The 20,515-nt window shown below is 72.7% G+C and carries 19 protein-coding genes; 11 read left to right on the top strand and 8 right to left on the bottom strand.

Annotated features, from left to right (window positions below):
* Nucleotides 1-11 precede the first annotated feature (11 nt).
* Together Ato02nite_RS41745 and Ato02nite_RS41740 are read right to left on the bottom strand one after the other, a co-directional pair.
* A complete protein-coding gene (locus tag Ato02nite_RS41745) occupies nt 12-1,196 on the bottom strand; it encodes a helix-turn-helix domain-containing protein (protein ID WP_213012246.1) in 1,185 nt (394 codons plus the stop codon).
* A gap of 28 nt (nt 1,197-1,224) precedes the next feature.
* The gene (locus tag Ato02nite_RS41740; protein ID WP_213012245.1) at nt 1,225-2,091 is read right to left on the bottom strand and encodes an oxidoreductase; all 867 of its coding nucleotides are present in this window, start codon (nt 2,089-2,091) and stop codon (nt 1,225-1,227) included.
* A gap of 102 nt (nt 2,092-2,193) precedes the next feature.
* Here Ato02nite_RS41740 and Ato02nite_RS41735 point away from each other — a divergent pair, with 102 nt between their 5' ends.
* A complete protein-coding gene (locus Ato02nite_RS41735) occupies nt 2,194-3,039 on the top strand; it encodes a helix-turn-helix domain-containing protein (RefSeq protein WP_213012244.1) in 846 nt (281 codons plus the stop codon).
* Between the two features lie 85 nt (nt 3,040-3,124).
* Entirely contained in the window at nt 3,125-4,333 is a 1,209-nt protein-coding gene (locus Ato02nite_RS41730; protein WP_213012243.1) for a methyl-accepting chemotaxis protein, read from the top strand.
* 5 nt (nt 4,334-4,338) lie between these two features.
* Here Ato02nite_RS41730 and Ato02nite_RS41725 read toward each other — a convergent pair whose 3' ends face one another.
* The 5 genes from Ato02nite_RS41725 to Ato02nite_RS41705 form a co-directional block, all read right to left on the bottom strand.
* Entirely contained in the window at nt 4,339-6,978 is a 2,640-nt protein-coding gene (locus tag Ato02nite_RS41725) for a CHAT domain-containing protein (protein WP_213012242.1), read from the bottom strand.
* A complete protein-coding gene (locus Ato02nite_RS41720; protein ID WP_213012241.1) occupies nt 6,975-7,415 on the bottom strand; it encodes a hypothetical protein in 441 nt (146 codons plus the stop codon). Before Ato02nite_RS41720 ends, Ato02nite_RS41725 begins: the two co-directional genes overlap by 4 nt.
* Entirely contained in the window at nt 7,412-7,978 is a 567-nt protein-coding gene (locus Ato02nite_RS41715) for an RNA polymerase sigma factor (protein WP_213012240.1), read from the bottom strand. Before Ato02nite_RS41715 ends, Ato02nite_RS41720 begins: the two co-directional genes overlap by 4 nt.
* A complete protein-coding gene (locus tag Ato02nite_RS41710) occupies nt 7,968-9,026 on the bottom strand; it encodes a S8 family peptidase (protein ID WP_213012239.1) in 1,059 nt (352 codons plus the stop codon). Before Ato02nite_RS41710 ends, Ato02nite_RS41715 begins: the two co-directional genes overlap by 11 nt.
* A gap of 113 nt (nt 9,027-9,139) precedes the next feature.
* Nucleotides 9,140-9,739, bottom strand: a complete 600-nt coding sequence (locus Ato02nite_RS41705; protein WP_213012238.1) for a TetR/AcrR family transcriptional regulator — start codon at nt 9,737-9,739, stop codon at nt 9,140-9,142.
* 62 nt (nt 9,740-9,801) lie between these two features.
* On the opposite strand from Ato02nite_RS41705, the gene Ato02nite_RS41700 reads away from it, so the two are divergent.
* The 9 genes from Ato02nite_RS41700 to Ato02nite_RS41660 all read left to right on the top strand — a co-directional run bounded on the left by Ato02nite_RS41700 (nt 9,802) and on the right by Ato02nite_RS41660 (nt 20,130).
* On the top strand, nt 9,802-10,965 hold the full coding sequence (locus Ato02nite_RS41700) for an acyl-CoA dehydrogenase family protein (protein WP_213012237.1): 1,164 nt from the start codon (nt 9,802-9,804) through the stop codon (nt 10,963-10,965).
* Nucleotides 10,955-12,172 carry an acetyl-CoA C-acetyltransferase gene (locus Ato02nite_RS41695; RefSeq protein WP_213012236.1) on the top strand — a complete coding sequence of 406 codons (1,218 nt, stop codon included), beginning with the start codon at nt 10,955-10,957 and terminating at the stop codon, nt 12,170-12,172. The genes Ato02nite_RS41700 and Ato02nite_RS41695 overlap by 11 nt, the downstream gene beginning before the upstream one ends.
* Nucleotides 12,169-14,178 (top strand): 3-hydroxyacyl-CoA dehydrogenase NAD-binding domain-containing protein, encoded by a 2,010-nt coding sequence (locus Ato02nite_RS41690; RefSeq protein WP_213012235.1) that lies wholly within the window; start codon nt 12,169-12,171, stop codon nt 14,176-14,178. Before Ato02nite_RS41695 ends, Ato02nite_RS41690 begins: the two co-directional genes overlap by 4 nt.
* Nucleotides 14,175-15,251: a CaiB/BaiF CoA transferase family protein gene (locus Ato02nite_RS41685; RefSeq protein WP_213012234.1), complete on the top strand. Its 1,077-nt coding sequence runs from the start codon at nt 14,175-14,177 to the stop codon at nt 15,249-15,251. The genes Ato02nite_RS41690 and Ato02nite_RS41685 overlap by 4 nt, the downstream gene beginning before the upstream one ends.
* 39 nt (nt 15,252-15,290) lie before the next feature.
* Complete coding sequence (locus Ato02nite_RS41680; protein ID WP_213012233.1) at nt 15,291-16,322, top strand: GGDEF domain-containing protein; 1,032 nt, start codon at nt 15,291-15,293, stop codon at nt 16,320-16,322.
* 109 nt (nt 16,323-16,431) lie between these two features.
* Nucleotides 16,432-17,991 (top strand): methyl-accepting chemotaxis protein, encoded by a 1,560-nt coding sequence (locus tag Ato02nite_RS41675; protein ID WP_213012232.1) that lies wholly within the window; start codon nt 16,432-16,434, stop codon nt 17,989-17,991.
* A 115-nt stretch (nt 17,992-18,106) separates the two neighbouring features.
* Nucleotides 18,107-18,553, top strand: a complete 447-nt coding sequence (locus Ato02nite_RS41670; RefSeq protein ID WP_213012231.1) for a group II truncated hemoglobin — start codon at nt 18,107-18,109, stop codon at nt 18,551-18,553.
* A gap of 38 nt (nt 18,554-18,591) precedes the next feature.
* Entirely contained in the window at nt 18,592-18,915 is a 324-nt protein-coding gene (locus tag Ato02nite_RS41665; RefSeq protein ID WP_213012230.1) for a nuclear transport factor 2 family protein, read from the top strand.
* 354 nt (nt 18,916-19,269) lie between these two features.
* Nucleotides 19,270-20,130: an alpha/beta fold hydrolase gene (locus Ato02nite_RS41660; protein ID WP_213012229.1), complete on the top strand. Its 861-nt coding sequence runs from the start codon at nt 19,270-19,272 to the stop codon at nt 20,128-20,130.
* A gap of 93 nt (nt 20,131-20,223) precedes the next feature.
* Here Ato02nite_RS41660 and Ato02nite_RS41655 read toward each other — a convergent pair.
* The coding region (locus Ato02nite_RS41655; RefSeq protein WP_213012228.1) for a hypothetical protein at nt 20,224-20,515 on the bottom strand (292 nt) is incomplete at its 5' end.

Raw genomic sequence — 20,515 nt, 5'->3', positions numbered from 1 at the left:
GCACGACGGTGTCAGGCCACGCGCATCCGCTCGCACAGCCCGCGCAGTTCGGAGCCGCCGGCCTGCCGCCGGGCCCGTTCCAGCAGCGAACGCGTGGTCTCCTGGACGACGGCCGAGGTGTGCACGTGCTGGGGTGCGATGCGTTCCGCGGTGAGCAGGAACCGGATCGCCTCCCGGTCCTTGCGGAGCCGGGCCAGGGCGCGCCCGGTGTCGGCGTAGTAGAAGACCTGCCGGAAGCCGGCCGGGATGGCGCCCAGCTCGGTGCCGCGGGCGGTCTCGGCGGCCCGGCCCGGGTCGTCGCGGTCGACCTCGATGCCGATCCGCCAGATGCCGACGTTGGTGGGCCCGAAGTACAGGCCCAGGGTGGTGGTCTCGCCGGTGCGCTCGGCGAGGGCGGCGGCCTCGGCGGTCCAGGCGCGGCTGTCGTCGGGGCTGCGGGTCGCGTGCGCGCACAGCAGTTGCAGCGAGCCCACGACCTCGGCACCGCCGGAGTGGCCGTGCAGCTCGTCGATGGCCCGGGAGGCCAGGGTCACGGCCCGGTCGAAGGAGCCGCAGGAGTTCGCCGCACCGGCGCGCGCGTAATCGGCGTACCCCTGGAGAACGGGATCGCCGGCGGCGGAGGCCGCGTCCCGGCAGCGCTCGGCACCCAGCCAGGCGTCGGCCGGATGGCCGAGGTTGCGCAGCACCGAGGAGGCGATGAAGGCGGCGCTGACCAGCATCCGCACCGCCGGCTGCCGGTCGGCGCCGGTCGCGGCGGCGTGCAGGCCGCGCAGCAGGCCGGCGGTGAGCCGGGCCGCGCCCGCGTAGTCGCAGGCCTGCCGCAACTCGTCGGCCAGCGCGAGGGTGCGGGCCAGCTCCGCGATCGGTGGCGCCGGCACCGAGGGCGGTTCGGTCAGGTCGATGTCGATCAGGGCCTGCCGGATGCCGTGCACGGCGGCGTGCGCGGCCAGCGCGGCTCGGTCGGCGGCCGGCACCACGGTGCCGGCCAGCTCGGCCGGGGAACATTCGAGCGCGGCCGCGACGTCGGCCAGCATGAACCGGTTGTCCGCCGCCTGCCGCCCGCGTTCGATCCGGCTCCAGGTGGCGTGGGATATGCCGGCCCGGCTCGCCGCGTGGCGGATGCTCCATCCGCGGAGCATCCGGCGGGCCTGGATGCGTTCGCCGATCGTCGGGTCGGCGGTGGGTCGTGGTGTCATGCCCGGACCGTAACCGCGGCCAGGACGCTCAGTGGTCCTTGCCTGTACCGGCCGCGATCCCGTCCAGCTCGTCGAGGGCGTCGGCGGGCAGTTTCAGGTCGGCGGCGGCCAGGTTCTCGCGCAGGTGGGCGGTCTTCGAGGTGCCCGGGATGAGCAGGATGTTGGGCGAGGCCTGCAGCAGCCAGGCGAGCGCGACCGCGTTCGGCGTGCTGCCGATCCGGGCGGCGACGGCGTCGAGGGTGCCGGACTGCAGCGGGTTGAAGCCGCCCAGCGGCCAGAACGGGACATACGTGATGTTCTGCTCGTTCAGCCAGGCGATCAGCTGCTCGTCACCGCGATGCGCCACGTTGTACCAGTTCTGCACGGTGACCACCGGCGCGATCGCCTGCGCCTCGGCGACCTGCCCGGCGTCGACGACGCTGAGGCCCAGGTGCCGGATGAGGCCCTGCTCGCGCAGCTCGGCCAGGGCACCGAACTTGTCGGCGATCGACCCGGGCACCGGGGTGTGGCCGTCGCTGCCGCCGCCGACCCGCAGGTTCACCACGTCGAGGGTGTCGACGCCGAGGTTGCGCAGGTTGTCGTGCACCTGCGCGACGAGCTGCTCCGGCTCGCGGGCGTGCAGCCAGCCACCCCGGTCGTCGCGGACGGCGCCGACCTTCGTGACGATCAAAAGATCTTCCGGGTACGGGCTGAGCGCCTCCCGGATCAGCTGGTTGGTGACGTGCGGCCCGTAGAAGTCGGCCGTGTCGATGTGGTTCACACCCAGCTCGACGGCCGTACGCAGAACGGCGATCGCCTCGCCGCGGTCCTTCGGCGGCCCGAACACTCCCGGCCCGGCCAGTTGCATCGCGCCGTAGCCCATCCGGTTCACCGTGCTCATGCTCTTCTCTGTCATGCATCGAGCTTCGGGCGGCCGGCCGGAAGTAGGCAGTACCGCCTCGATCCTGGTAGTGACAGGACCAGGATCGAGGCCCGGCGCCGGTCTAGCGTGGCTGGCATGAGCGACAACGCGATCGGCGAGTTCCTGCGGGCCCGCCGGGCCCTGGTGCGGCCGGAGGACGCCGGGGTGCGGGTCACCGGGGTGCGCCGGGTCGCCGGGCTGCGCCGCGAGGAGGTCGCCATGCTCGCCGGCATCAGCAGCGACTACTACCTGCGCCTGGAGCAGGGCCGTGACCGCAACCCGTCGCTGCCGGTCCTCGAGTCGGTCGCCCGGGTGCTGCAGCTCGACGAGGCCGCCACCGACTACCTGATCGGCCTGGCCGCCCCGAAACCCCGCCGGGCCCGCCGCCCCCGCCGCGAGTCCGTCCCGACCGGCATCCGGCAGCTCCTGGAGGTGATCGGCCTGCCCGCGTTCGTCGAGGGCCGCTACTTCGACGTGCTCGCCGCCAATGCCCTGGCCACCGCGCTGTCGCCGAACGTGCAGCCCGGCCGTAACCGGATGCTCGCGGTCTTCCTCGACCCGCAGGAACGCGTCCTCTACCCCGACTGGGACACCGACACCGCCGGCCTGGTCGCCGGCTTCCGCGAATCGGTCGGCACCGACACCGACGATCCCCGGTTCGTCCAGCTCGTCGGGGAGCTCTCGCTGGCCAGCGAACAGTTCCGGCAGCTGTGGGCGCGGCACGACGTGCAGCACCGGGTGGGCCGGCCGACCCGCCTCGACCACCCGCAGGTCGGCGAGCTCACCCTGCGCCGGGAGAAGCTGACGGTCGGCGGGACGGCCGGTCAGACCCTGGTCGTCTACCACGCCGAGCCGGGCTCCAGCAGCGCCGAGAAACTCACCCTGCTGGCTGCCGCGGCGCCTCTAAAGCAGGTGTCCGCGGAGCCGATGAATACGGCGTAGGCATAGTCAGACCGACCGGTCCCCACCCCCGGGCCGGCGGGGAACGGAGAGCCGTGGACCACGTCATCACCCCCGGAACCACGGCGTGACCTGGCTCTGGGCCGGCGTAGCGGTGGTGCTGGTGGGCGCCGCGTACCTCGTCGGAGCCCGTCGCCAACGCGGCCGTGACCTGCGCGCCTTCGAGACCGGCATCGCCGGCCTGGCGCCGGTGGCGGCCGGGGCCGTCCCTCTGACCTTCGACAACCTGCACGACCGGCTGAGCGGCCTGGACGGGATGCTGCGCGAGCGGCAGGCCGAGGTGGAGCAGATGCGCGCCGACCGCGAGGACCGGGTCCGCACGGCCGATCAGGAGCAGCGCCTGGTCAACGGCCGGCTGCGCCGCCGCGCCAAGGAAGCCATCGACGACACCGGCGCCGTCATCGGCGAGCGCCTGCGCGACGTGGTCGAGCAGGTCGGCGCGGCCCGCCAGGCGGCCAACGCCACCCACGAGCGGGTCTCGGCGACCAGCGCCGCCGCGGCGACCATGGTGCGCCGGGCCCGCAGCGCCGACGAGGCCGCGACCGCCCTCAACGAGAGCCTGCACCAGGTGGCCGGCATCGCCAGCGTGATCAGCGAGATCGCCTCGCAGACCCGGATGCTCGCGCTGAACGCCACCATCGAGGCGGCCCGGGCCGGCGCGGCCGGCAAGGGCTTCGCGGTGGTCGCCGCCGAGGTGAAGAACCTCGCGAACACCACCGCCGACTCCACCGACAAGATCGCCGCGACGATCGCCACCCTGGAGGCCGACGTGGCCCAGATGGGCGGCACGCTGACCGCGATCGTCCAGGACGTCGGCGAGATCGAACAGGCGATGGGCCTGCTCGACGGCATCGCCGACGACCAGCACCAGATCGTCGAACGCCTGAACACCACGGTCGACGCGACCATGCACCAGATCCAGGACCTGTCCGAGGTCGCCGAACGCCTGGAACGCCGCCGCGCCGACCGCCTGTCCGCCAGCGGCGGGGTCCGCCTGCGGGTGCCGTCCCGCGCGGAGCCGGTCGCGGGCCATCTGACCGATCTGAGCGCCGGCGGCCTCGGCTGCACGGTCCCGGCCCGCACCCCGGTAGCGGTCGGCGACGCGGTCGGCGTGGCCACCGAGCTCAACGGCGTCCCGGTGACCATGACGGCCCGCGTGGTCCGCCGCCGCGAGACCGGCGAGGAGATCGAGCTGGGCATGGAGACGACGGAGGTCGGCGCCGAGGCTCAGCGCCAGATCGAGATCCACATCAACCGAGCCTTCGAGAGCGCGTAGATATCTCAGCTGCCGAGGCAGACGAAGCCGGTTCCGGCGGCCGCGGCGGCCAGCGCCGCCGCGGGCTCCCGGCCGGCGGACAGGGCCCGGTGGAAACCGATCATCGCGTCGGTGGCGGCGTCGTCCGCCACCCGGCCGACGCTCGCCACGACGGTGGCGGTGCCGGCCGCGAGCAGCGCCGACGCCATCCCGAAGGTCTCGTCCCCCGGCCGCACCTCGGTCAGGCCGAGTTCACAGCTCGCCAGGACGACCACCTCCGGCGCCCGCCGCAGCCGGGGAAGGTCGTAGCCGAGGAGCGGCCCACCGGCCAGATCGAGCGCGGAGAACAGCGGGTTCTCCACCTCGTGCCGCCCGTGCGCGGCGAGGTGCGCGAGCCCCGCTCCGTCCAGCGCGGCGAGCACCGCCGCCGGCGTGGCCGCATCACCGGCCAGCATCCGCGCACCGGTGCGGATCCCGGCGATCGCCTCGATCTCCTCCACGCCACGCGAGATCCCCGGCCCGGCCACCAGAAGCGTCCGATCCCGGCCGGCCGGCCGTTGCCGTGCCGCGAGCCAGGCCGTGGCCGAGGGGGCCACCGTCACCGCTCTCCCCCGGCAGGCGGGCAACATCGCCCAGTGTGCCGTCATCAGCAAACCCGTCGGCACCACGACGAGAGCCCGATCGCCGATCAGCCCGAGCAGCGGATCCAGCAAGGCGGTCTGGACCGCGTCGGCGTCGCGCCGGGTGGCGGCGGCGACGGCCGCGGCGAGCCGCGCCGGCATCGCCCGCCCGGCCCCCGTATCAAGATCGGCCCGCAGCCGGCGGACGGCCTCCTCGGCCGCCGCCGCCGACCCCAGGCCGATCAGGGCAACAGCTGAGCGGTCGGCGACCAGCGCGTGCAGGGTCTCGCCCGCACCGATGTACGACACCAGCACCGTCTCGCCCAACCCGGCCCGCACCGCCGTCAGCGAGGCAACGGTCGCCCCGCCTTCGGCTCCCCGGACCGACCAGGCGCTCTCCCGGATCTGCCGCTGGAGCCGGTCGGCCCGCCCCCGCAGCCCACCGGCGGACTGTCCGGCGATCTCCGCCGCCCGGATCGCCTGCCGGGTCTGCCGCAGATCCTCCAGCGCGGACGCGACGCCCGGGTCGTCCGGCGGCCGGACCGGCGGCAACCGGAGAGCCTGCGCCCGCACCCGCTCGGACCACCGGAAGACCACCCCCGGCCGCCCGTCCCGTACCGCGCCGGCCAGCCCCGCACGAGCCAGGTCCCGCCCGTGCGCCGAGGCCCCGGTCTGCAGATCGAGCGACCCGAACCGCCCCCGGTACCGGTGCAGCGTCGCCATCCCGGCGGCCAGTTCCCGCGAGGCGGCCCCCGCCCGCCCGGCCGCCGCCTCCGTCTCGGCCCGGGTGAGCCGCCACAACAGCCGGGTGTCCAGCCGATCGAGCCGCCCCGGCACGCCCGCCCCGGCCAGCATCCGGGCCGCCGCCCGCGGTCTGCCCGCCACCGTCGCCCGAGCCGCCACCAGCACCGCGACCAGCGCGTCCTCGACCAGCCCGAGCCGCCGAAGCTTCCGAGCAAGCCGCCCCGCCCGAACAGCGACCTCCCGCACCGCTGGTCCATTCACATCGATCATCGCAGAATCTAAAGCTGAGGTTGAGGTTGAGCCCTCGGTGCCCACCTCTCCCGCTCCGGTCGCCGGGGGCGGCACACCCGCCTTGAGCTGCGCATTCTCTGCTTCGGGAGGTCGACCTGAGGTTGAGGTCGAGGTTGCCCCAAGCACCGTGGCCAGCCTTGCGCGCAGGGACAGCAGGTCGGCCAGGGCGGCCCGGCGGCGGTTGCCCCGGCGGGCGAAATCGGTGCGGGCCTGGGAGGCCCACTCGCCCGCGGCGGACGGGTTGCCGGCCAGCAGGGCCGCCTCGGCGCGGGCCTGCAGGGCGTCGGCCCGGGTGTGGTCCTGGCCGTGGGCCGTCGCCCGGGTGACCGCCGTGGCCAGCTCCCGGTCCGCCTCGCCGAACAGCCCGGCCGCGATCAGCGCGCGGGCCTTCTCGACGGCGAGGTTGGACAGCCGGGCGGGCAGAAGGCGTTCGTAGTCGGGGCGGACCGCCGCGAAGGTGCCCAGCGCCGCGGGCAGGTCGCCGGCCACCACGTCCAGATAGCCCAGGTTCATCCGCACCATCGCGGTCACCAGGGTGAAGTCGTGCCGCTGGGCGATGCGGGCGGCGCGGCGCAGGTCGTCGCGGGCCGCGCCGACCCGGCCGCCGTCCAGGTGCAGCAGGCCGCGGTTGTTGAGGGCCTTCACCAGGTCGATCGGCTCGGCCAAACCGGCGATCGCCCGGGAGAACTCCGGCAGCGCCAGGTCGTTGCGGCCGTTGCGGCGCAGCAGGACGGCCCGCTGGGCGTGCAGCAGCGCCTGCCCGGCCGGTGGTAGCAGCCGCTCCGCCTGGTCGAGCAGGCGCAGGCCGAGGTCGACCCGGCCCCGCTCGGCCTCGGCCCAGGCGAGGCTGATGAGCAGGCGGCCGCGTACCTCCGCCTCGCACGCCCCGGCCAGCCGGACTGCCGCACGCAGCTTGCGCACCGCCAGCGCCGGCCGCCCTTCCAGGTTGGCCGCGTGACCGGCGGCGAACAGCCGGCCGGCTCGGGCGGGCAGGCCGGGCGGCGCGGTCACAGCAGGAGCGATGGCGTCACCACCCGGGTGGTGCCGTGGATGACCAGCTGGGCGAGGCCGTGCGGGACGCCGTCCAGGACGAACCGGCCGGTGTCGTCGGCGGTGACCGTGCGGGGCGGGGCGGGGGCCGGCCGGCGGAGTTCGACGGTCAGGGCCGCGCCGGGCGCGAGCCAGCCGTCCAGCCGGACCAGGCCGTCGGGGCGTTCCAGGATAGTGATCATGACGGTACGGCTGCTCGCGTCGAAGGTGATCGTGCGGGCCTGTTCGCCGGCGCGGGCGGCGGGCGCGACGGTTTCGGCGAGCCGGGCCACCTCGTCGTCGAGGCCGGTGAGAGCCAGCGCGAACAGCACCCGCTCGTCCAGGTCGGGCGGCGGCGGGTCGTAGCGCCCGATCCGGTCGAGGATCTCCCGGTCGACCTCGTCGAGGGGATCGGTCATGGTGTGCTCCAGGCCGGGTCGGCGGTCAGCGCGGCTCGGAGCTTGGCCAGGCAGCGGGAGCGGGTCGGGCCGATGCTGCCGTGCGGCATACCGAACGCCTCGGCGATCACCGTGTAGTCGGGCCGGTCCACCTGGGCGACGATGCGCAGCAGATCACGGCAGCGCTGGGACAGGTGCTCGAAGTGCCGCCACAGGACCCGGTCGCGTTCGTCGGCCATCAGCCGCTCGTCCGGCGGCGGGTCGGGGTCGGGGACCGCCCGCACGGCGGTGCCGCCGTCGGGAAGGTCGCGGCGGGCCCGCTGCCGCCGGTGCCAGGCCTCCCGGCGGGTGGTGGTGATCAGCCAGGCGGTGACGGCGCGCGGGGTGCGGATGTCGTGCAGCCGGCGGATCAGCTCCAGCCAGGACGTCTGCACGACGTCGGCGGCGTCCTCGGTGGCCAGGCCCTGGCCGCGGGCGACCCGCCACAGCACCGGGTCGAGCGCCCGGACGAGCTCGCGCAGCGCCTCCCGGTCGCCGTCGCGAGCCCGTTCGAGCAGGGTCCCGAGCTGGGCGTCAGACCACATGGGGGCGGGCCAGGTCGCCGGCGTAGGCCGCCGCCGAGAAGGACGTGCCGCTCCACCGCGCCCACCGGTCGTCCGGCATCGTGCTGAGCACCTCGACGCCGTCGCGGTAGCGGTCGACCCAGTCGCCGTAGTTGCTGAACGTGGCGTGGTAGCGGGCGAACCCGGCGCCGACCGCGGTGACCATCGGGAACGCGGCCGGGAAGATCTCCTGGTCGACGTGGTCGTTGCCGGCCGAGGCGACCAGCGCGACCCCGCGGTCGGCGAGCAGCCGCAGCGGTTCCGCCATGTCCACCAGCGCCTGCTGGTCGCTGTCGTCGCCCGGCTCCCGGCCGAACGCCATGCAGACCACGTCGAGCGGGTTGTTCGCGTCGGCGTAACGGACCAGCCAGTGCAGCGCGCTGGTGACGATGGACTCGCGGACCTTGCCGTCGGCGCTCATCACCTTGACCGACAGGATGCGGGCGCTGGGTGCGGCGGCCCGGACGATCCCGGCGATGAACGTGGCGTGCCCGGCCTCGCCGGTGCCGCTGTGCGGGATGTCCCGGCCGTGCCGCCGGGCGATCGACCCGAGCTCGTCGAGCGGCGATTCCCAGTCGCTGACGAGCAGGAACGGGTCGTCCTCGTCGTCGGGGAACCACTCGTGCGGCTGGACCCCGCTGTCGAGCAGCGCGACGACCGGGCGGCGCAGGTTGGCCGGCAGCGGTTCCCAGGGCAGGCGTTCGTGGGCGGCCGCGGCCGCCTCGGCGGGCTCGAAGCTGTGCGGGATGTCCCGCCCGGCCAGGTTGAGGAAGCGGGTGCCGGCCAGGGCCACCGGGTCGCGGCGCACCTCGCTGTCGACGCCGGCCGCTTCGAGGGCACTCACCACCTGGTCGGCGGTCATCTCGTCGGCGATCACCGGCACGATCATCCGGGGGCCGGCCGCGCGACTGGGCTGCCCCAGGGGCCGGCCCAGGTTGTTCTTCTCGAGTATGTCGTTGAGGCGCTCGACCTCGGCCGGGTCGGCGGTGCCGAGAGTGAGGGTGTCTTCGCTGTAGAAGTCGGTGCGCATGGGTCCGCCTCCAGGCGTGGGCGTGTGCGTCGGTCACCGGTGAGGTGGCCGGGCGAGGGCGCGCAGATACCCATCGTGTCGAGCCTGGAGTTAGAACACCGTCACCCGAACGGTCACGCGTCGGGGAACACCTGGTCCACCATGGTGAGCAGGGTCGCGGTCAGGAGCTTGTGGACCTGGGCGCGGGTGAGATCGCCGCGCTGCAGCCACTCCCGGGCGGTCGAGGTCGCGAGGCCCACGTAGGAGCGGGCCATGGCGTGCAGGGCACCGCCGTGCACCGGTAGGCCGACGGCGGTGAGCACCTGGTCGGCCGCGACGTCGATGGCCTCGGCGATGACCCGGTCGACGTCGGTGTCCCCGGCCATCCCGCCGGCGGTGATCGCGCCCAGCCACGACGTGGAGTGGCGGGACACCACGTCGAGGAACCAGGAGACGATGGAGTCGGCCCGGGTGGGCAGGTCGGCCGGCGGCAGCAGGGTGAGCGCCGAGGCGGGGACGGTCAGCATCACCCGGATGACCTCGAGGTAGAGCTCTTTCTTCGTGCCGAAGTAGTGGTTGACCAGGCCGCGGGCGACGCCGGCGCCGCGCGCCACGTCACCGGTGGAGACGTCGGCGTAACCGCGCTCGCCGAACAGGCGCACCGCGACGAGCAGGATCTGTTCGCGCCGGGCGTCCGGCTCCAGCCGGCGGCGCTGGCCCACGTCGACACTCACGAAGTGGACCTTACGGCACGGCGCTTGTTGACACTGTGTCAACAAGCCGAAAGAGTGGGGCCATGCCCACTCCCGGACTGGACGGGTATATCCCGTCGTGGCACAAACCCGAGCACGACGACCTCGCCGAGCTCGCGCGCGACTTCTTCGTGAAGGAGGTGCTGCCGCACGCCGAGCGCCTGGAGCGGCAGGGCCACCCCGATCGTGCGCACTACCGCAAGGCCGGCGAGCTCGGCCTGCTCGGCCTGTCCGTGCCGGAGGAGTACGGCGGCGGGGGCGGCGACTTCACCCACGAGGCGGTGATGCTGCACGAGCAGCAACACGTCGGCGAGGGCAGCCTGGGCCTGGCCGTGCACAGCGGCATCGTGACCGGCTACCTGGTGGAGTACGGCACCGACGAGCAGAAGCGGCGCTGGCTGCCCGGCCTGACCGGCGGCGAGCTGATCGGCGCCATCGCGATGACCGAGCCGGGCGGCGGCTCCGACCTGCAGGCGCTGCGCACCAGGGCGGTCCGCGACGGCGACGACTACGTGGTCACCGGGTCGAAGACGTTCATCACCAACGGCGGCCTGGCCGACCTGGTCATCCTGGCCGTGAAGACCGACACCAGCCAGGGTGCGGCCGGCATCAGCCTGCTGGTCTGCGAGGTCGCCGGCGACCCGCCCGGTTTCCGGCGCGGCCGCCTGCTGGAGAAGATCGGCTTGCACTCGAACGACACCGCCGAGCTGTTCTTCGACGACTTCCGGGTGCCGGCCGCCAACCTGCTCGGCGCCGAGGGCGGCGGCTTCTTCCAGATGATGGCCCAGCTCCCCCAGGAACGCCTGGTCATCGGGGTCGGCGCGGTGGCCGCCATGCAGCGGGCGGTCGAGCTCGCGGTGGCCTACGCGAAGGAGCGCACCGCCTTCGGCAAGACCGTCTTCGCCCACCAGAACACCCGGATGGTCCTGGCCGACTGCGCCACCCGTACGCGGGCCTCCCGGATCTTCCTGGACGACTGCATCGTCCGGCACTCCCGTGGTGAGCTCGACGTGCCGACCGCCGCGATGGCGAAACTGTGGCTCACCGAAGGGCAGTGCGAGGTGGTCGACCGCTGCCTGCAGATCTTCGGCGGCTACGGCTACACCACCGAATACCCGATCGCCAAGATGTACGCCGACGCCCGCGTCCAGAAGATCTACGGCGGCACCAACGAGATCATGAAGGAGCTGATCGCCCGTGTTCTCTGAGGCCTTCGTGTACGACGCGGTCCGCACCCCGCGCGGCCGGGGCAAGGCGAGCGGATCCCTGCACGGCACCAAGCCGATCACCCTCGTGACGGGCCTGATCGCCGCGCTGCGGGAACGGAACCCGTCCCTCGACGCGGACAGCATCGACGACCTGGTCCTGGGCATCGTCACCCCGGTCGGCGAGCAGGGCGGTGATCTCCCCCGGGCCGCCGCGCTGCTGGCCGGCCTGCCCGAGACCGCGGCCGGCGTGCAGCTCAACCGCTTCTGCGGCTCCGGCCTGGAGGCGGTCAACCAGGCCGCGGCCCGGGTCCGTTCCGGCTGGGAGCACCTGATCCTGGCCGGCGGTGTCGAGTCGATGTCGCGCAACCCGATGGGCTCGGACGGCGGCGCCTGGTTTCTCGACCCGGAGACCAATCTGGAGACCGGGTTCGTGCCCCAGGGCATCAGCGCCGATCTGATCGCCACGGTCGAGGGCTTCAGCCGCGACGACGTCGACGGCTATGCGCTGCGTTCCCAGGAGCGCGCCGCCAAGGCCATCGCCAGCGGCCATTTCGAGAACTCCATCATTCCGGTACGGGACCCGAACGGTCTTACCGTTCTGAAAGCCGACGAGCACCCGCGCCCGGAGACCACCCGCGAGGGCCTGGGCAAGCTCAAGCCGTCCTTCGCGGGCATCGGCGAGGCGGCCGGGTTCGACGCCGTGGCGCTGCAGAAGTACCACTGGGTCGAGAAGATCGATCACGTGCACCACGCCGGCAATTCGTCGGGAATCGTGGACGGCGCGGCATTGGTCGCGATCGGCAGCGCAACCGCGGGCGACAAATCCGGCCTGACCCCGCGCGCCCGAATTGTCTCGGCCGCGGTCACGGGCGCGGATCCGACGATCATGCTGACCGGGCCGATCCCCGCCACGCGGAAGGCCCTGAAAGCCGCGAATCTCGAAGTAGACGACATCGACCTCTTCGAGATCAACGAAGCCTTCGCGGCCGTCGTCCTCAAGTACGAGCGTGACCTCGGCATCGACCCCGAGAAGGTCAACGTCAACGGCGGCGCGATCGCCCTCGGCCATCCCCTCGGCGCCACCGGTGCCATGCTCCTCGGCACCGTCCTCGACGAGCTGGAACGGCGCGACCAGCGCCGCGCCGTGATCACCCTGTGCATCGGCGGCGGCATGGGCGTCGCCACCGTGATCGAGAGGCTTTCATGATCCGCTACGAGCGCGCGGCGGACGGGATCGTCACCCTCACCATCGACGACCCGGACCAGACCGCGAACACCATGAACCTGGCGTACGCGGCCGCGATGACCGCGGCCGTGGACCGGCTCGAGGCCGAGCGGGACGACGTCACCGGGGTCATCGTGACCAGCGGGAAGACGACCTTCTTCGCGGGCGGCGACCTGCCCATGATGAGCCGGGTCACCGACGAGGACGTGCCGCAGCTCTTCGAGCTCCTGGGCACCATCAAGCGGGACTTCCGGCGGCTGGAGACGTACGGGCGTCCGGTCGTGGCCGCGATCAACGGCGCCGCGCTGGGCGGTGGGCTGGAAGTGGCCCTCGCCTGCCATCATCGGATCGCTCTCGACGGCCCGGGCACCCGGCTGGGTTTTCCCGAGGTAACACTGGGCCTGTTACCCGGCGCGGGCGGGGTCACGCGTACGGTGCGGATGTTGGGTCTTGGTCCTGCTCTGATGGTTTGGCTGTTGACCGGCCGGCGTTACCGGCCGGCGGACGCCCGGGACAACGGCCTGGTCGACCGGATCGCGACCACCGAGGGTGAGCTGATCACCCTGGCCCGCGAATGGATCATCACCAACCCCGACGCGGCCCAGCCGTGGGATCGGCCGGGTTACCGGATGCCCGGCGGCACGCCGTCGCACCCGAAGCTGGCCGCGCAGCTGCCCGCCTTCCCGGCCACCCTGCGCAAGCAGCTCAAGGGCAACCGGATGCCGGCACCCGAGGCGATCCTGGCGACCGCGGTCGAGGGCGCCCAGGTCGACTTCGAGACCGCCCAGCTGATCGAGACCCGCCGCCTGATCTCCCTGCTCACCGGGCAGATCGCCAAGAACATGATGGGCGCGCTGTTCTTCGACATGCGCGCGGTCAACGGCGGCCTGGCCCGGCCCCGGGTCGAGGTGCTGCCGGCCACCCGGATCGCGGTCCTCGGCGCCGGCATGATGGGCGCCGGCATCGCGCAGGCCTGTGCCCGGGCCGGCCTGCCGGTGGTCGTCAAGGACGTGACGCCGGAGTTGGCGGCCCGCGCCGCCGGACCGGGCATCGTCACCACGGCCGACGTCAACGACCTGCGCGGCTGTGATGTCGTGATCGAGGCTGTCTTCGAGGACCCGACGCTGAAGGCCGCGGTGTTCGCCGAGGTCGAGCCGGTCCTGGCGCCCGGCGCACTGCTCGCCTCCAACACCTCCACGCTGCCGATCACCGGGCTGGCCGGGACGGTCACCCGGCCCGCCGACTTCATCGGCATGCACTTCTTCTCCCCCGTCGGCAAGATGCCGCTGCTGGAGATCGTGGTCGGCGCGGACACCCGGGACGAGGCGGTCGCGCGCGCCTTCGACCTCGGCCGGCGGATCGGCAAGACGCCGATCGTGGTCAACGACGGCCGCGGATTCTTCACCAGCCGGGTGATCGGGAAGTTCATCGACGAGGCGATCGGGATGCTCGCCGAGGGCGTGCCGGCGCCGTCCATCGAGCAGGCCGCGCTGCAGGCCGGCTATCCGACCGGGCCGCTCGCCCTCGCCGACGAGGTCAGCCTCGCCCTGGTCCAGCGGATCCGGCGGCAGTTCGAGGCGGCCGCCGGCGCGGAGTTCGTCCGGTTGCCCTCGCACGAACTGGTCGACGACCTGGTCGACAACCACGATCGGCCCGGCCGGGCCGCCGGGCGCGGCTTCTACGCGTACGCCGAGGGCAGGCGCACCGGCCTCTGGGACGGCCTCGCCCGGCTCGCCACCCCGTCCGGTCGCGCCGTTCCGTTCGACGACCTGCGCGACCGTTTCCTGTTCGCGGAGGCGCTCGACGCGCGGCGCTGCCTCGCCGAGGGCGTGCTGCGCACCGAGGAGGACGGCAACGTCGGCTCGATCCTCGGCATCGGCTACCCGGCCTGGACCGGTGGCGTCCTGCGGTTCGCCACCCAGCATCCGGACTTCGAGGACCGGGCGGCGGAGCTGGCCAAGCTCTACGGCGACCGGTTCGCCGCATGAGCGGCCCGCTGTCCGGTGTCCGGGTGGTCGAGCTCGCCGGGCTCGCCCCCGCGCCCTTCGGCTGCATGATCCTCGCCGACCTCGGCGCCGACGTCGTCCTGATCGACCGGCCCGGCGGCAACGGCATCGCGCCCCCGCCCGGTCCGTTGCAGCGCGGTCGCCGCTCCGTTCTCCTCGACCTGAAGACCGAGGCCGGCACGTCGTCTCTCCGGCGACTGATCTCCCGCGCCGACGTGCTGGTGGAGGGCTTCCGCCCCGGGGTCGCCGAGCGGCTCGGCTTCGGCCCTTCGGTCACCGACAAGATCAACCCCAGGCTGGTGTACGCCCGGATGACCGGCTGGGGGCAGGACGGGCCGCTCGCCCCGCGCGCCGGGCACGACATCGACTACATCGCGCTGTCCGGGGCGCTCGAGCCGATCGGCCGGGCCGGGGAGCGCCCGCACGCCCCGCTCAACCTGGTCGGCGACTTCGCGGGCGGCGGCATGCTGCTGGCCCTCGGCATCCTCGCCGCCCTGCTCGAACGGGAGCGCTCCGGGCGCGGCCAGGTCGTCGACGCCGCCATGGTCGACGGGTCGGCGCTGCTCATGACGTTCATCCACGGCATGAACGCGGCCGGGATGTGGCCGTTCCCGCGCGGCGAGAACATGCTCGACGGCGGGGCACCGTTCTACGACACGTACGCGACGTCGGACGGCCGCTTCGTCGCCGTCGGCGCGCTGGAACCGCCGTTCTACGCCGCGCTGCTGGCCGGGCTCGGCCTCGCCTCCGCAGATCTGCCGGACCAGCACGACCGGGACGGCTGGCCGGTGCTGCGCTCGCGCTTCGCGTCGGTCTTCACCACCCGCACCCGGGACGAGTGGTCGGAGGTCTTCGCCGGCACCGACGCCTGCGTCGCGCCGGTGCTCTCCCCCTACGAGGCGCCGGACCACCCGCACAACCGGGCCCGCGACGCGTTCGTCGAGGTCGGTGGCGTCGTGCAGCCGGCACCGGCACCCCGGTTCGGCCGCACCCCGCCGCCGGTGCCGGCCCCGGTGACCTCCTCGACCGTCGACGAGGTACTCGCCACCTGGTAAACGCTCAGCCCGGCGGCGCCGCGACCGATGCTGCCGGGCATGGAACCGTCCGTCCTGCGAAAGCGGCGCACCCTGGAGGCCGCCGCCTTCGTCGCACGAGGTGTCGGTCTGGTCGGCACGCTGCTCTTCCTGGCCGGTGCGCTCGGCCCGGTCAGTCAGCACGTGCCGCCCACCCTGCGCACCTCCTGCATGCTCGGCGTCCTGCTGATGGCCTGCGGGAACGTGCTCGCCGCGATCAACTACCGGCGCCCGGACGGACCCCGGTACTCGGCCTACAGCGTCATCCAGGTGGGCGTCGACACCAGCGCGGTGATGGGCATCGTGGTGTGGGCGCAGGGCTATCACGAGCAGACCGCCTGGCCGCTGCTGATCATCGCGATCCTGGTCGGCGCCTACCGGCACCGGCTCGCCGGATCCCTGGTCGTGTGGGCCGTCACCTCGGCCGGCTTCGCCGCGTCGATGGGCGTCCTCCCCCAGCCCAGCCTCCGGCACGGCGAACTGCCCACCGCGATCATCCTCGGGCTCATCGTGGCGGTGCTCTCCGGCATCCAGGGCGAGGCGTTCGCCCGGCAGGTCGAGGAACTCGACGAGGCCCGCCGGGCCATGCAGCACCAGGCCCACCACGACCACCTGACCGGCCTGCCCAACCGCGACCAGGTCGTGCTCTACGCCGAGGCGCAGCGCGGCCGGGCCCTGGCCGTGCTGGTCCTCGACCTGAACGGCTTCAAGGAGGTCAACGACACCCGCGGCCACGCTGCCGGCGATCGGCTGCTGCAGGAGATCGGGCACCGCCTCGCCGCCGGACTGCGCCAGGGCGACCTGGCCGGCCGGATCGGCGGTGACGAGTTCATCGTGCTGCTGCCGGGCGCCGACGAGCACACCGCCGGTGAGCTGGCCGCCCGCCTCCGCGACGAGATCCGCCGCCCGGTGGACATCGACGGATCGGAGGTGGCCGTCGGCACCAGCATCGGCGTCGCCTGCCGCCCGGCCGGTTCCACCCGCTCCCTGGACGACCTCACCCGCGACGCCGACACCGCGATGTACGAGGAGAAGACCGCCGCCCGCCGCTGATCTTGATTTGTTGCTTTGCGGTTGCCGACCTCAGGTGACCCGGATCACCACCGATTCTGCTGGCATCGACCACCGCGAAGAAGCGGCCTGACAGCAGAGGCAGAGTCACATGCGGAGACTGCACAACATCGGTGTCGCCCGGCGTCTCGGGCTCATCGTCACCATCGGCGCAGTTCTCCTGGCCGCGCTGGCCGCCATCAACCTGTACAGCCAGAACAAGGTCGCCACCCAGAGCCGTACGATCACCGGCCTGGATGCCGGCCTCGCCGCGTTGCACCACCTGGACACCCGGCAGAGCGAGCTCAAGGTGGACGCCTACCGTTCCCTGCTCGGCCAGGACGTCACCCAGGACGTGGTCGACGACGTGCAGTCCTCCGTCGAGGCGCAGGACGCGGTCGCCGCGGCCGGCCTCACCCCCGAACTGCAGGCCGAATTCACCAAGATCCGCCCCGACTTCGTCGACTTCAGCGCCTTCATCACCGACTTCACCAAGGCCGCGCTCGCCGACCGGGCCGCCGCGGTGAGGAACATCGCCGAGATCGCCGACCGCAACCACGTCACCGACGACGAGCTGGGCGCCCTGACCGACGCCAGCACCGCGGCGGCCGAGCAGGCACAGAAGGACATGGACTCCACCGTCGCCTTCTCCCGCAACCTCGCCCTGATCGTCGCCGGCCTCGGCCTGCTGCTGATGATCGGCCTGGCCGTCCCGCTGGTCCGCTCCATTCTCACGCCGGTCCGCCGCCTCGGCGTGGTCATCGACGCCCTCGCGGCCGGCGACCTCACCGTCCGCAGCGAGATCACCAGCCGCGACGAGCTCGGCACCATGGCCACCAACCTGGACCGGTCGCTCGAAAAACTCCGCGACTCGATGAGCACCATCGCCGCCGACGCCGACATGCTGGCCAGCGCCTCCTCCGAACTGTCCGCCGTGGCCGGCACCATCGCCGAGTCGTCGAGCGCCACCAACGCCCAGACCGTGTCGGCCGCCGCCGAGGCCGAGGAGATCTCCCGCAACGTGCAGTCGGTAGCCGCCGGCTCCGAGGAGATGGGCCTGGCCATCCGCGAGATCTCCCGCAACACCAGCGAGTCCGCCCAGATCGCCGCGACCGCGGTGAACGAGGCCGCCCGCGCCACCGAAACCGTCCGCCAGCTCGGCGAGTCCTCCGCCGAGATCGGCAATGTGATCAAGCTGATCACCTCGATCGCCGAGCAGACCAACCTCCTCGCGCTGAACGCCACCATCGAGGCCGCCCGGGCCGGCGAGGCCGGCAAGGGCTTCGCGGTGGTCGCCTCCGAGGTCAAGGACCTCGCCCAGGAGACCGCCAAGGCCACCGAGGACATCGGCGCCCGGGTCGCCGCCATCCAGCAGGACACCGGCGGAGCGGTCGAGGTGATCTCCCGGATCTCCGAGGTCATCGCCCAGATCAACGACTTCCAGACGACGATCGCCTCGGCCGTCGAGGAGCAGACCGCGACCACCGGCGAGATGAGCCGCAGCATCGGCGAGGTCTCCAGCGGCTCCAGCCGCATCGCCACCAACATCTCCGACGTCGCCACCGCGGCGGCCATGTCGGCCGAGGGCGTCGAGCAGACCCGCCAGGCCTCCACCGAGGTGGCCCGCACGGCCGAGGACCTGCGCGGCCTGGTCTCGGCCTTCAAGTACTGACCTACCCACCCCCCCGCGGCGGCGCCGCATCGGCCACGGACGGCCGGTGCGGCGTCGCCCTGCGTTGTCCGGTCTCGCGGTACGGTTTGCCTATCGCGCGATCGGAGGTCACCCGATGCCGAGCGTCTACCAGGCAGCCGGCGCTACCGAGGGCCTGACCCGCCTGGCTGCGGCCTGGCACGCCCGGGTGCTGGCCGACGAGGTGGTGAGCCACGCGTTCAGCCACGGTTACCACCCCGAGCACACCGCCCGGCTGGCCGCCTACTGGGCCGAGGCCCTCGGCGGTCCCACGGCCTACACCGGCCACTACGGTGACGAGTCCACGGTGGTGCGCATGCACAGCGGCAACGGCCCGCACGAGGAGATGGACCGGCGAGCGATCGCCTGCTTCGACGAGGCGCTGACCGACGCCGGTTTCACCGCCGACCCGCTGCGGCAGGTTCTGCACGACTACTTCGCCTGGGCGACCACGACGACGATGAACCGCTACCACCGCTCCCCCGACGACGTGCCCACCGGCCTGACCGTCCCGCGCTGGTCCTGGAACGGCCGGCAGCCCTGATCGGTGGTCCGAGCCGTTGATGCCGCAGAATGGCGGCCATGACCGATCCGGTCCGGCACGACCACATCGACCGGTTCAACGCCGCCGTGCTCAGCGGTGACTGGTCCGCGCTGATCGCGACCCTGCATCCCGACGCCGTGATGACCTTCGCCGGGGTGCCGGTGGGACCGTTCCACGGCCGCCAGGCCATCGCCGACGCGTACGCCACCAACCCGCCCGGCGACACCATGCGCGTCGTCGAGGTCCGTCCCGGCACGGACGGCGAGACGGTGGCCTTCGCGTGGTCGCGCGGCGGCACCGGCACCCTCGACATCCGGCGCCGGGCCGGCCAGATCATCGGCCTGCACATCCGCTTCGACTGACTCCCGACCCCACCGATGGTCACCGGCCGGGAAGGCCGGCGTGGAACCGCACGATAGGTGGTGGCCGCCGGTCCACCCAGCCATCCGTCGATGTCCGCTCGCGCACTGGTGCGCAACCAGCCGTCGAGGTCGTCGACCAGCAGGTTGACGGCCAGCCGCTCCCATGCGTCGCCGCCGATCAGCAACCGGTAGCCGGCGACCCGGACATGCCGGGGGTTTCCCGCACCGAGCAGCTCGCGAACCGGCCAGGCGATCGCATTTCGCAACGCCTCTCCCCCCGCGGTGTCGAGACGCTCGGACGGTCGTCTGCCAAGTTGTCTGTTCATTGCCGGATCGGGTGGGTATGTCACCGCCATGTTTGAGGGATTTGCGGAGGAGCGAGTCGACGTCGGCGAGGTTGAGCTGCGGGTTCGTCATGGCGGCGAGGGACCGCCGGTCCTGCTGATCCACGGGCACCCACGCACCGGGGCCACCTGGCACCGGGTCGCGCCGCGGCTGGTCGCCGACGGGTTCACCGTGGTCTGCCCGGACATGCGGGGGTACGGCAGTTCCGGCAAGGCCGCGATCCGGCCGGACCACGCGCAGCAGTCCAAGCGGGCCGTAGCCGAGGACATGCGTCGCCTGATGGAGGCGCTGGGCCATCCGATCTTCGCGGCCGCCGGGCACGACCGCGGCTGCTACGTAGCGTTGCGCCTGGCACTCGACCATCCGGACGCGGTGAACCGGCTCGTCGTGATGGACGGGGTGCCGATCAGTGAGGCCCTTGCCCGCTGCGACGCCAAGTTCGCCCACGACTGGTACCACTGGTTCTTCTTCGCCCAGCCGGACAAGCCCGAGCGCGCCATCCTCGCCGACCCCGACGCCTGGTACGGCGGCGACCCGGACGCCATGGGCAAGGAGAATTTCGAGGAGCGCCGGGCCGCCGTCCACGACCCGGCCACGGTCCGGGCGATGCTGGAGGACTACCGGGCCGGCCTCGGCATCGACCGCGAACACGAGGAGGATGACCGCCTGGCCGGCCGGCTCGTCGAGTGCCCGGCGCTCTACCTGTGGTCGACCCGCGACGACATGGAGGACCTGTACGGCGACCCGCTCGCGATCTGGGAGCCGTGGGCGAAGGACATCCGTGGCGTACCCATCGACTCCGGCCACCATATGGCCGAGGAGAACCCGGAAGCGCTGGTGCGAGCCCTGCGCGGTTTTCTCGGCGGTTGAAACCCCGGCAAAGACCGCGATGAGTACGGCGAGGAACGCGGCGACAGCGAAGACGAACCCACGTTCCGCGCCGCCGAACACACGTCGGGTCGCCTAAGTGCCCGAGCTGGACCGCAGTTCCTTACCCGGACGCAACTGCTCGCTCAGCCCACTCACGTGCGCCGACCCGGAAATGATGTCGCGGCAGACCCAACTCGCCATGGCACGGCCGTTGGAGAGAGCCAACGGGAACTGGTACCACTTGGGGCGGCCGGGATCGCTGAAGTGTGTGCGCATCAGGACCTGGTAGTAGATGTGCGCGCTCCACCAGATGGAGTGAATAGCGGCCATCAGTAATACACAGCAGACCACGACCGAGGTGACAGTGGGCTTGACCCGATTCGAC

The organism is Paractinoplanes toevensis (assembly GCF_018332695.1).
GTDB classification, from domain to species: domain Bacteria; phylum Actinomycetota; class Actinomycetes; order Mycobacteriales; family Micromonosporaceae; genus Actinoplanes; species Actinoplanes toevensis.
The sequence above is the reverse complement of the archived record's forward strand: the minus strand, read 5'-3'. Positions and strand labels throughout refer to the sequence as shown.